The organism is Mycolicibacterium aichiense, assembly GCF_010726245.1.
Lineage (GTDB): Bacteria > Actinomycetota > Actinomycetes > Mycobacteriales > Mycobacteriaceae > Mycobacterium > Mycobacterium aichiense.
This window is the reverse complement of record NZ_AP022561.1, coordinates 4,917,658-4,929,891: the sequence shown is the minus strand read 5'-3', so window position 1 is coordinate 4,929,891 and position 12,234 is coordinate 4,917,658. Positions and strand designations below refer to the sequence as shown.

The 12,234-nt window shown below is 66.4% G+C and carries 8 protein-coding genes; 4 read left to right on the top strand and 4 right to left on the bottom strand.

Annotation, left to right across the window (positions count from 1 at the left end):
- Positions 1 to 9 precede the first annotated feature (9 nt).
- A complete protein-coding gene (locus G6N32_RS23700) occupies positions 10 to 1,167 on the bottom strand; it encodes a DUF2855 family protein (protein ID WP_232077302.1) in 1,158 nt (385 codons plus the stop codon).
- Between the two features lie 160 nt (positions 1,168 to 1,327).
- On the opposite strand from G6N32_RS23700, the gene G6N32_RS23695 reads away from it, so the two are divergent.
- The gene (locus G6N32_RS23695) at positions 1,328 to 2,074 is read left to right on the top strand and encodes a SigB/SigF/SigG family RNA polymerase sigma factor (RefSeq protein ID WP_115319069.1); all 747 of its coding nucleotides are present in this window, start codon (positions 1,328 to 1,330) and stop codon (positions 2,072 to 2,074) included.
- Positions 2,075 to 2,092: 18 nt separating this feature from the next.
- On the opposite strand, the gene G6N32_RS23690 is transcribed toward G6N32_RS23695, so the two are convergent.
- Genes G6N32_RS23690 through G6N32_RS23680 form a run of 3 tightly spaced genes read right to left on the bottom strand, consistent with a single transcriptional unit; the run spans position 2,093 to position 5,043 of the window.
- Positions 2,093 to 3,238: a PP2C family protein-serine/threonine phosphatase gene (locus tag G6N32_RS23690; protein ID WP_115318649.1), complete on the bottom strand. Its 1,146-nt coding sequence runs from the start codon at positions 3,236 to 3,238 to the stop codon at positions 2,093 to 2,095.
- A complete protein-coding gene (locus G6N32_RS23685; protein WP_115318650.1) occupies positions 3,235 to 4,032 on the bottom strand; it encodes an alpha/beta fold hydrolase in 798 nt (265 codons plus the stop codon). The genes G6N32_RS23690 and G6N32_RS23685 overlap by 4 nt, the downstream gene beginning before the upstream one ends.
- An 18-nt stretch (positions 4,033 to 4,050) precedes the next feature.
- Positions 4,051 to 5,043, bottom strand: a complete 993-nt coding sequence (locus G6N32_RS23680; protein ID WP_147291992.1) for a GGDEF domain-containing protein — start codon at positions 5,041 to 5,043, stop codon at positions 4,051 to 4,053.
- Positions 5,044 to 5,190: 147 nt separating this feature from the next.
- On the opposite strand from G6N32_RS23680, the gene G6N32_RS23675 reads away from it, so the two are divergent.
- From G6N32_RS23675 to G6N32_RS23665, 3 genes are all read left to right on the top strand, one after another.
- Positions 5,191 to 7,395, top strand: coding sequence for a hypothetical protein (locus tag G6N32_RS23675; RefSeq protein WP_163789418.1), 2,205 nt, complete (start codon positions 5,191 to 5,193; stop codon positions 7,393 to 7,395).
- Between the two features lie 97 nt (positions 7,396 to 7,492).
- Positions 7,493 to 10,708 (top strand): ribosomal eL19 family protein, encoded by a 3,216-nt coding sequence (locus G6N32_RS23670; RefSeq protein WP_115318653.1) that lies wholly within the window; start codon positions 7,493 to 7,495, stop codon positions 10,706 to 10,708.
- A gap of 66 nt (positions 10,709 to 10,774) precedes the next feature.
- On the top strand, positions 10,775 to 12,220 hold the full coding sequence (locus tag G6N32_RS23665) for a beta strand repeat-containing protein (protein WP_115318654.1): 1,446 nt from the start codon (positions 10,775 to 10,777) through the stop codon (positions 12,218 to 12,220).
- Positions 12,221 to 12,234 lie beyond the last annotated feature (14 nt).

The following is a 12,234-nucleotide window of genomic DNA, read 5'->3' as shown; positions in this document are numbered from 1 at the left end:
GTCGGCTGATCAGACCGACAGGATGTGGCCTTCGTTGGCCGGGACAGTCCCGTCCAGCAGTGCCGTATAGCACTGCTCGACGGCGTCGCGACCGTGTCGCGTCACCACGGTCATCCACGGATGCTCGGCGTCGTCGATGCGCGTCAGGAATGCCGTCCACGCGTCGGCCAACCGCTCTTGCAGACCTTCGGCGCCCCACTGCGCCGCCCGCTTGCGGGCCTGTTCGGGCGCGAAGAACAACTGCGGCGGCGGGCCGGGCAATTCGCCCCCGCCACCGAGTGAATCCCAATGGGTCGCGCCCACCGCGCAGCTGTAGGCCAGCAGATCGCCGAGTCTGCGGTGCACCGACCCGCGCAGCGCGGTGTCCCCGCTCATGTCGACGTACACCGACGCGACTTCGGGAAGCGTGCCCGCGTCCTGGTAGCAGACGACGTCGTCGTAACAGCCGAGCGACCGGGTGAATTCGGCATTCGCCGGCGACGTCAGCCCGACGACGGTGACCTCCCCGCCGCGCTGTGCGAGGCAGAACGCGGTGCCGTACGCGGTCTTGCTGGACGCACTGGACAGGATCACCGTCGTGGCGCCGAAGAATGCGTTGTCCGCGAGGAAGTCGTCGATCAGGAACGACGTGGCGAACAGTGGGCGCAGCAGCGCCTGCTGCGCCTCGCGGTCGGTGCGATAGCCGGGGTCGGCACTGCACCGCACGTACTGGTTGTAGACCGCGTGCAGGGCGCGGCGGTGCTCGGAGCCTTCGGCGAAACCACCCGGGTGCACATCGGTGGCCCGCAGCACCACCTCGTCGGCGATCGGCCAGTATCCGTAGAACCGCTCGCCGACTTCGACTCCAGCGCAGCGTGATTCGATGACGGTGGCGAAGCCCCATACCGGGACGTGGCCGGTGGCCGAATCGCCGGTCGGATAGAACTGCCAGTAGTTCATCACGTCGCCGAGCGCGGCGTAGGTGATGTTGTTCGACGTCAGGGCGAAGGCGTCGATACGCAGGCGCACCTCAGCGTCGTCAAGGCTGGGTGCGGGGGACTCGTCCCAGTGGGTCGTGCGCAGATCGTTGCGGTGCACCACGAAGCTCGTCGTCATCGGTTCTCCCAGCGTCATCGTTGACGGGAACGACGGTAACCTACCGCGGCTGTCGTCAAGGGACTCGGTCATCGGTGTAGGGCAGACCCGGTAGGCGATGGGTCGAGGTTTCCCGTGTGGATCTCCGGGGTACACGGGTGGCTGCAGGTTCAGAAGTTGTGCCGCGCAGTCCTGGTACCGCGAGACCAACGTAATGGAGCCTGATATGTCGGAGTATTCGGAAATGACGACGATGTTCCGTCACCTCAAGTCCCTCGAAGTTGGTTCGCTGGCGTCTCGTCGTCAGCGCAACGACATCATCGAGTACGGATTGCCGCTCGCCGATCACATCGCCCGCAAGTACAGCGGCCGGGGAGAACCGTTCGACGACCTCCTGCAGGCCGCCCGAACCGGTCTCGTCAACGCAGTCAACCGTTTTGACGTCGACAATGGCGCAGACTTCCTGTCGTTCGCCGTGCCCACCATGATGGGCGAGGTTCGCCGACACTTCCGCGACCACACGTGGGCCGTCAAGGTGCCGCGCCGCGTCAAAGAGATTCAGCCGCAACTCACCAAGGCTCGGGCGGAATTGTCGCAACGCCTCGGTCGGGCGCCGAAGATCGTCGAGATTGCCGAGCATCTCGGCATAGCGCGAGAGCTCGTCGTCGAGGGAACTCTCGGTGGGGCTCAATACTCGACGATCTCCACCGATACTCCGACCGGGGATGGTGACGACGATCGACCTGTCGGCGCTGTGATCGGCACGATCGATCCCAAGCTGGACAGGGTTCTCGACATCGAGACAGTGCGGCCCCTGATCGCTGCGTTGCCCGAGCGGCAGCGGATCGTTCTCAATCTTCGGTTCTTCGAGAACATGACGCAAACTCAGATCGCAGAACGCATCGGCTGTTCGCAGATGCACGTCTCACGCATCCTGGCCAAGGCGCTCGAGACACTGCGCGACCATGCCGTTGAGCCGCGGCTGGCCGCTGCCGGATAACCGGCTGTCGTTTCGGCGTCAGCGGGGAACGCCGAGCGCCAGAACTGCTGTGTCGTCTTCGATGCCGGATCCGAAAGTGCTTAAAAGTTGCCGGATTTCGGTGATCAGCTCATCGGCACCGACAGGTCCCAGGGCCGTGACAAATCGACGCAGTGCGCCGTCGTCGTCGTACCGGCGTGTGCCGTCGCCGACCCGTGCCTCGGTCAGGCCGTCGCTGTAGAGCAGCATGGTGTCGCCCGGCGCGAGTCGCAGCGAGGCGTCGACGAACCGCGGCCGGTCGGTCAGGCCGACAGCCATCCCACCGGTGATATCCAGATAGCTGACCTCGCCGGAACCCTCCATCAGCAGCGGTGCCGGATGCCCACCGCTGGCCAGCCGCACCTCGAACCCGTCGTCCTTTTGAGTCAGCGTGCCGAAAATTACTGTGCAGAAGCGCGTTTGGTCATCTCGGTGCTCCTGGCCGATCACGGTGTTGAGCCGGTGCAGCACAGTGATCGGGTCGGGGTCGACGACAGCGGCTGTGCGCAGGGTGTAGCGGGTCAACGACGTGATCGCCGCGGCCGCCGGTCCCTTGCCGCACACATCGCCCAGGAAGAACCCGGATACGTTGTGTGACAACGGGAATAGGTCGTAGAAGTCACCGCCGATGTCTTGCATCGATGCATGGTAGTGGGCGGCAGCGGTGAGCCCTTCTGGAACCGACAAGGACGGCGGCAGCAGCGACCGTCGCAGGGTCTCGGCCAACGACTCCGCCCGGGCCCGTTCGGATTCGGCGCGCTGACGCTCTTCGAGCAGCTCTCGTTCGTACGACCGTCGCTCCCGGGCGTCTTGGATGTCGACGCGCAACAACACAGGCCGACCGTCCGCCCCACGTTTGACATTGGCGGTCAGAAAAACCGACCGGCGTGAGCCGTCCGCGGCCCGCAGTTCCACGCTGATGCCTTCGAGTTGGCCGCTCATCTGCAGCAGCGGCGCGAAGTGCGTTTCGAAGTGGATGCGCCCGCCCATCGAGAAAAGATCGGTGATCGGCTTGCCGCGCAACGCATTCGGTGTGGTTCCCAACCAGGACGCCAACGTGGCGTTGGCGTCGACGATGAGTCCGTCCGGGGTCGCCGCCAGCTGACCGCTGGGTGCGTTCTGCCACAGATCCTCGGTGTCGGTCATGGGGAGGCGAACGCCGCAATGACCTCCGCGGTGGCCTCGGGCGCACTGACGTGCGGGCAGTGTCCGGTGGCGTCCAGCGTGATGAGCTGGGCGTCGGGGATGTGATCGCGCACGTAGATGCCGACTTCCGGGGGCGCGATGATGTCCTGGCGGCAGTCGACGATCAGCGTCGGAACCGGAACCGCGGCGAGATCAGCCCGGTTGTCGGAGAGAAACGTGGCGCGGGCGAAGACCTTCGCGGCTGCGGGATTGGTGCGGCAGAACGTGTCGGCGAGGTCCTCGGCAAGCTCGGGGCGGTCGGCGTTTCCCATGATCGCCGGCGCCATCGACTGCGACCAGCCGAGGTAATTGCTTTCCAGCGATTCCAGAAGCTCGTCGATATCGGCGCGGCTGAAGCCACCGCGATAACCGTCGTCGTCGATGTAGCGCGGGGACGGGGTGATCATCACGAGCTTGCCGAACCGGGCCGGCGCCGCAGACACCGCCAGCGCCCCGATCGTGGCGGCCACCGAGTGGCCGACGAGCACCACATCGTGCAGGTCAAGGGCCTCGGCAATCTCCACCACGTCGTCGGCATAGCCCTGCAACGAGGAGTACTTGGCCGGATCCCACGCGGCGGGGTCGGCGTTGCCCGAACCGACGTGGTCGAACAGGACGATGTCGAACCGGTCCCGCAGCCGAGAAGCCACCGGGTGCCAGAGGTGCTGGTCGCAGCCGAAACCGTGGGCCAACAGGAGCGTCGGCCCGTCCGCGTCACCCACGCGGGTCACGTTATTGCGGGAGGCAACATCCATCACGGCATTCTTGCGCAGTCAGCGCCGGGTTCCGGATCTGGTCCGTTTGTCGGCGTACATCGCCGCGTCGGCGCGGGCCAGGACTGCTTCGGCGAGGTCGCCACCGCCGACGACCGCCGTTCCGCAGCTGGCACCGACGGTCAGTGCCCCGACGCTGGTGGCCATCTCTTGCTGCAGCGCGGTGAGCAGGCGCTCACGCAGGCTGACCGGGTCGGGTGCGAACGACGACGCGAGCAGGACGGCGAACTCGTCCCCGCCGATCCGCGCCCCGAGATCCTCGGCCCGGCAGGTGGTCGCAATCCGGTTGCCGATGATCTGCAGCACCTCGTCGCCGACGGAGTGTCCGTGCACATCGTTGATGGGCTTGAACCCGTCGAGGTCGATGTAGAGCACGACGGCGACCGGGTTGCCGGTTCCGGCGGCGCCGGAAATCATGCGTTCCAGCCCCGAGAGGAACGCCGCCCGGTTGGCCAGGCCGGTCAGGGCGTCGACGGAGGCGGCATGGGATTTCTCTTCCATGACGTTGGCGCGTGCCAAGGCTTTGGCGATGAACGCGGCCAGCTGCTCGAGCAGGTTCACATCCTCATCGGTGAACGCGTTCGGCTCGTCGGAGATGACTTTCAAGACGCCCTGGGTGCGGTTCCCGTCGACGAGCGGAACGACGATCATCGACCGGGCGTGCACCCGACGGCAGGCCTCCAGGTCCACCCGGGGATCGGTCTCGGTGTCGGTGGAAATCAGGATCTGGCCGGTTCGGACGCACTCACCGGACATGCTGCCCGACATCGCCAACCGCAGTCCTTCGGTGCCGGCGAGTGAGCCGGCGGTGACGGTGTAGACCATCTCACCGAACTCGGCGAGCTCGATTACCGCGCCGGGTGCTCGGGTTGCTTCGCACGCCTGCTCCACGACGATTTTCATCACCGCCGCAGCCGTGACATCCGCGTCGTTGATCGCTTGCTGGACCTGGATGATGGTCTGCAAGGTCGCCACGGATAGTTCGCCCCCCACGAGCTGGATCGTAGGGGAAAACGCGCGGTCAGCGTAGGCAATGAACAATTCGCATAAGTGCGTTTACGCGTACACGCTCATGTCACCCACGGCGTGTGCTATACCCCTAGCAAATTAGCTTTCTCGTCAACATCGGGGGTTGGTGCCATGGGCCTGGGACAGCAGGGTCGCTACGTCGGTCGGGTTGGAGCGTTGGCGGTGGCTCTCGGTGTCGGAGGGTTGATCGTCGCGCTGCCTGCGGTGGCCGGTGCGGACAGCGGCGCGGGGGACTCAGGCAAGACGACGTCGTCGGCAGGCAAGGCCGGCCCGCGGACCGCGGCGAAGGCGGGTCCGCGCGCCCCGAAGGCGCCGACGTCGACGCCGGCCGCCTCGGTCAAGCCGGCCGCATCGATCACCGTGGCGAGCCGCCGGCCACTGGACCGGGTCAGCGGAAGCGGCGATCCGTCGGCTCCGGTCACCGAGCCGTTGTCGTTCGCGGTGCTGGCGGCGACTCGCCGGGACGGCACCGCTCGCTCGGCGCGCTCGGTCGTCACCGGCGGAACCGCTTCTGCCGCAGCCGCGTCGGTGCCCAGCGCCGGTGTCACGGGCGGCACACCGGTAGCAGCCGGAGCGACCGCGGGCAGCGCGCTCGACACCGCGGTGCGCACCTTCATCGACTCGCATTTCCCGGGGTGGAGCCCAATCGGCGACGAGTTGGCGCCGATCGTCGCCAACGGCATCCAAGACCTGGTCACCAACGGCAAGATCAGCGCCGAGGTGCAGCAGCTGCTCGCGAATAACACGATCATGCAGTTCGTTTCGACGAAGATCTCCGCCGCGCTGAACACCTATCTCGGTGTGCCGTCGCCGGTCGGCACCGTCGTCGGCAATGCGGCGGTCGGCTTCGCTCGCACCGTGCTCGGCAACGCCGGCGTCCAGGCCGCGCTGGATGTGATCGCCACCGCCGTGCAGCCGGACAGCGCGCAGGCCACCGCGATCGCAGCGGGGTTGGCAATCAATGACATTGCGCCGCTTGCGAATTACCTCAAGTCAGTGGTCGCCAACTCGTCCGGCGAGATCGCGACTTTCCTGAGCACCCCGGCCGTCCAGGCCGCGCTGGCGTCAGGTGTGTCCGGTGCGGTCATCGATCTGACCAGCGGTGGGGTCATCCCCGCGTGGCTCGGCAACATCGTCGACGGCTGGGTGACCTCCGCGCTGGGTGACAGCGCCACCGCAACCGCTGTCGGCAACGCACTGGGCGCGGCCGTACAGGGTCTGCTGAGCAACACCAAGGCGGTGCAGGGGGTGGCCGCGGCCGCCGGTGCGGCTGTCAGCGACATCTTGTCCGCACCGGGCGTGCCGGCCGCGCTGGCCGACTACATCACGCACTTCGGCACCGCGCTGCTGGCGGGCGAGAACTGGATCGACGCACTGGACGTGGCCTGGCAAGGGCTGCAGGGCAATTCGGCGTTCCTGTCGGCGCTGGCTCCCGCCGCGGGTGACGCTGTGTCGTCACTGGTCACCAATGCTGATGTGGTGGCGGGCCTGGCGTCGACTGCCAAGTCTCTGGTGGTCAGCTTGGCGGCCGACGAAGGTTTCCGCACTGTCGTCGGTGAATTGTTCGGGCCGACCTATGGTCCGACGCTTGCCGAGGCTCTGGCCGATCCGAAGTCAGCGGCGCAGCTCGGTGCGACGGCCGGCTCGGTGATCACCAGCTTCCTCGGCCAGGACGGGGTGGCGGCGACGCTGTCGGCTGCCACCGAGCAGATCGTCGCGGCGCTGCTGTCCGGTGTTTCTCCCGTCGACGTGCTGGAAGGCGCTGTGCAGCAGCTGGCGTCGGACCCGGCGTTGGTGGCGGCATTCAATGCGACCGTGCCGGACGCGCTGCAGTCGGTGCTCAAGGCGCCGGCCGTTAGGGACGTGATCAGCACGGTCGCGCAAGGTGTCGTCAATCAGCTGATCGACTCGACCCCGCTGAACAACACGGCCCTGGACCCGGTGGTCAGCCAGGTCGCGAAGGCGACGGTCCAAGCCTTCGTGTCCAACCCGGCCGCCCAGGGCTTGATCGGCGACCTGGCCGGGGATCTCCTCGGCGGAACGCCGCCGGCCGATGTGGTGCAGACCGTCATTTCCAGGGTCGTGAACAGCCCCGCACTGCAGATCGCGCTCGGGCAGTCGCTGGGCCAGGGATTCGGCGCGCTGCTCGGTGACAATCCGGTCGCCTACGCCGTCGGTCAGGTGGCCGGAATCGGCACGGCGCTGGCGTTGGTGTTGAGCTTCGGGGTGGCGAACCTCTTCGGTCTGACTGGCGGCTTGTCGGCATCCTCGGTCCCGAGCGGCAGCTCGTACTTCGTGACATTGCAGATTGCCTGACCCTCCTGGGTGACCGGGCTCTGAATCCCCTCGTGCAACTTTGAGGGTGTGCTATATCTAGCAAACTATTGTGCGGGCTGGGGTGGGAGTGACTGCAATGAGCCTGGGGCAGCAGGGTCGTTACATCGGTCGGGTTGGCGCACTGGCCGTCGCCCTCGGCATCGGAGGAGTGATTGCGGCTCTGCCCGCGGTGGCAGCAGCAGATACCGGCGCGGGGGACTCGGGCAAGGCCACGGCCTCGGCAGGCAAGCACGCCCCCCGAACCCCGGCCAAGCCGGACGGCCGCACCCCGAAGGCCCCGCTTCCGGCGGCGGCAACCAAGCCCGCTCGTGCGATCTCGGCAAGTAGCCGCGTGCCGCTGGCCCGCCTCCGCGTGGGACACGATCCCCTCGCTCCCGTTACCGAGGCGATTTCATGGGCGGTGCTGGCGGTGACTCGTCGCGAACAGTCAGGGCCGACAGGGATCTCCGTCCCGGCAAGCTCGGTGACCACCGCGGAGCCGGCCGACGGGATCGCCCATACGGCCAGGACGCTCACCCATGTCAGTCCAAGCCGGAACGCCGGCTCCGCAGCTTCTGTGCCGTCCGTTCAACTCGCGCAGGTGCCGGCCGCAGCGGAGGTCGAAACCTCGGCTGACATGACATTTTGGAACGACGTCGTCGCCCCGGCTCTCACCGATTTCGTCGAACTCGGCATCAAGTTCAGTGATCTCACCGCCGCCAAGCAAGCCGTGGTGAATTTGTTTCTGCCAGTAGCCATCGAATTGATGGGTGAGGCCCTGTACGGGGACCCGGTCAACGGCGCCCTGTCCGGACTGGCCGGCAATCCGGACTTCTCCACCTTCGTCAGTAATCAGGTAGAGACCAGCTTGGCGGGAATGGGGGCGTCCCAGGGCGCCGCCCAAGTCGCCGGTGCCGCAGCGGCCTACTGGTGCACCTCAGTGTTGAACGACACCTACTTTCAGAATGCGTTCGGAACATTCATCCAAACGTTGACGGTGATTCCGAACGGCGGCGGAGCCCTCGATCTGCTGGGCGATCTCGTGACGACGGACTTCACCGTGAACGATCTCGTGAGCGCGGACCTGCTGGAGAGCGCTCCGACAGTCGTGGGATCGCTTGCCGCCTTCCTGACGGACGAGGGCGTTCAAAGAGCGCTGGCGACGGCCACGTTCGGTGCGGTTAACATCCTCCTCGGCGCTCAGGGCGATCCTGCCTCGACCGACTTCGTGACATTCATCGGTGACAGCATTGGTAACTCGCTGGCCTCGGCGCTGGGCGGTGGCCCCGCCGCGATCCAAATAGGCGCGGCGATCAGCCAGGCCACCGTGACCTTCCTGACCACACCGGCTGTTCAAGCGAAGATCGCCGACGTGGCGGGATCACTCTTCGGCTACACAGTGGATGGTGAAATCGCCCGCTGCACAGGACTTTTCTGTCAGAGTGGCGTCGCCGGCGAGATCGGCAGCGTGGTCGGAACATTATTCGCGGCTGTGGGGCTGGGTGACAACCAGGCAGATGCAATCGAAGGCGCTGTGCAGTCACTGCAAGGCAGCACAGCCGTCCAGGACGGGATCGCGGGCACAGTTGCGAGCGCGGTGTTTTCACTGTGGGCAGATTCTGCTGTGCAGCAGGGCGTCGGCACCTTCGTGACCGACGTGGTGTCGGCGTTCACCGCTGACTCGGCTACGCGGCTGTTGGTGGGCCAAAGGGTCGAGCAGTCGGTGACCTCGGCACTGGGCGGTGGCCCGGTTGCGGTGGGGGTGGGGGCCGCGGTGAGCACTGCGGTGCAGAACCTGTTGGCCAATCCCGCTGGGGTGAACGGATTGTTGGCGGTCGCCGGCGCAGCCCTGAGCTACGTCGAGGTCCCGATCGGCGTATCGACGGTGATCGAGGAGGTGCTGCCTGCCATCATCGCCGGGACCGATCCGGTGACCGCTCTGGCGAACGCATGGCCTTCGTTGCGCACCTCGCCGGCCGTCGAGGACTCGCTGCCCTTGGCCGTCAAGCTGGGGTTGCAGACCTTGTTCAGCTATCAGGGGCTGCTGCCGGCGCTGGGCGCCTTCATCACCGATGTCGTATCAGGTTCGGCGGCAAGCGAACCCGTGCAAGCCTGGGTCGGCCAGCAAGTGCAGCAGGAGTTGACGGCGGCGCTGAGCGGTAGCGCTGCCGCCGCCGGGATCGGTAGCGCCGTGGGTGCCGCGGTGCAGAATCTGGTAGCCAATGCGACGTTCGTCAACGGCGTCCTCGGTGCTGCAGAATCGGCATTGACGACTCTTCTCGGTACTTCCGGGATTGCGGCAGACCTGACCGGAGCAGGGGAACAGGTCGTATGGTCTCTGCTCGCCGGAAACGACGTGGCCGCCGCTGTCGGAGCTGCTTGGCAAGGGCTGCAGTCTGATTCGATGTTCACGTCGGCGCTCGGCACTGCGGTGGCCAGCGCCGTCTACGCCTTCACCAGCGACACTGGTGTGGTCGCGGCGCTGGCGGCGACCACCAGTGCCCTCGTCAGCGACCTGGCATCCGACGCCGCTGTACGGACGTTCCTCGGTGCGCTGGTCGGTCCCACCTTCGGTCCGACGTTGGTGAGCACGCTGGCCGATCCGGCGGCCGCAACGCAGATCGCCGCGACGCTGGGCTCCCTGATCACCGGTTTCTTCGGCTACGCCGGGGTGCCGGGCGCGCTGTCGAATGCCGCGCAGGGCTTCGTCGCCGCGTTGTCGGCCGGGGCGACCGTCAGCGGCGCCGTGCAGGGTGCCGTGCAATATCTGCAGGCCGATTCCGCGATCAAGGCCGCACTCGACGCCATAATTCCGCCCGGGTTGCGTTCGCTGCTGACCGTGCCCGCGGTGCAACAGGCGGTCGGTGAAGCGGCGCAGGGTTTGGTCGCCGACTTCCTCGGGACGACGCCGTTGCACAACGCCGTGCTCGATTCGCAGGCGGGTCAGGTGACCAAGGTCGCGGTGGATTCGCTGCTGTCCAATCCGTCGGTGCAGACCCTCATCAGCAGCCTGGCCGGTGACATCGTCAACGGCACCCCGACCAGCGATCTTGCTGAAACGGTGATCCAGGCCGTGGTGCGGAGCCCGGCGCTGCAGGTCGCCATCGGAATGGCGCTGGGGCAGGGGATCGGATCGCTCTTCGGTGCCAACCCGGTGGGCTTCCTGGTCGGACAGGTCACCGGAGCGACGGCGGCGCTGCTGATCGGGATGCTCTCGGGGTTGTCGTTGATCGTCTACCAGGTCAGCGGCAGCGCGGCGGCCGTAGCGCCACGGAGCAACTCCTATCTGCTCATTCGGGTGCCGGCGGCGTGACCGAGGGCCATACTGATCAACTAGCAAATCGCCCTCAGGCGATTTTGTATTGAGGGGAAAAGGATCATGATCACTTCCGCAAAGACTCGTTACACCGCCACCGGTGTACTCGCCGCCGGTGCGGCTGCGAGCGCTTTACTTGCTGGCGCCGCTCTCGGGTCGGCCCCCGCTGCGCACGCGAGTTGCGCGTCCTTCTTCGGTCTGGGGAACAGCGCCGACTGCTCCAGCACGCCGCTGAGCATCGCGATCGCGGTCGGCAGTGGCGCCACCGCGCACGCGAACGGACTGTTCGGCGGAGCGTTCGCACTCGGGACCAATTCGGCCGCGACCACCGGCGACGCGTTCACCTTCGCCACGGCCGCCGGGGACGGGTCGGTCGCCACCGCGAATGGGCTATTCGGTATCGCCACACAGCTGGGTCCGAACGGCTCCGCCACTACCCAAGGCTCGGGCCTGTTGACCAACCCCGGGTTCAACATTGCGCTGAACGTCTCGGCACTCGGTGCGCCGACCGACAGCAGTAGCGTCATCGCCGGCGGTACGGGTGCAGCCGGGAACATCGCCCTCAATCTGTTCGGCCGGGGGACCGCGAACAATCCGGACAGCATGAAGGTGGTCTCGCACGGCTTGCTCAACATCGCTACGAACTGGGGCGGCCACGACAACGTCATCGAGGCCGGTGATGCCGCGACGAGCTCGCTGCTCAACTTGACCACGAATCTCTTTGGCAGCAATACCAACGTCACCGCCGAGGGCGGCATCTTCAACTGGGCCACCAACCTCCTCGGCAACAACAACACCGTTGCCACGAATGGCAGCCTGGTGAACACCGCGAGCAATCTGCTCGGCAGCAATAACACCGTCACCACAACGGGCGGCTATGGGAACTGGGCCCGCAACATTCTCGGCAATGGCAACACCGTGACGATCACCGGCGGCTACGCGAACGCGGTCCGAAACCTGTTCGGCGGCGGCAATACCGTGACAGTGGCGGGCGGCGCCTATGGAAGCACCGCGCAGAACTGGTTCGGCACCAACAATGCCGTAACCGTTGCGGGAGGCATCTATAGCTCGGCCAGTAACTTCCTCGGTGGCAACGGCAATACGCTCGAGTCGACGACCGGGTACAACAACTCGGTGGTGAATCTCGTCGGCAGTGGCAACACGCTGTCCGCTGGTGGCGCCGGCAGCAACTACAACCTGACCTTCAATTCGTTGGGCAGCAACAACCAGGTCTCCTCGGGTGGCGCCGGCGGTAACCTCACGGCCGGGTTCAACTTTGCCGGCGGTACCAACACCGTGACCGCGGGACCGGGACCGTTGGCGTTTGCCGGCACCATCTTCAACAACGGCGCGACCGTCACCAAGCAGAACCCGGGCATCGCGATCAATAACTTCCGCATTGGCGGGGCTCAGGCGACCGGCGGCTCGAGCAGCAAGGCTCCGGCGGCGAAGGCTAACGACAGCAGCAAGAAGAAGGCGTCCGCGGGCAGCGCGCGGGGGAAGCGCTAGCTGCGGCCGGGTTC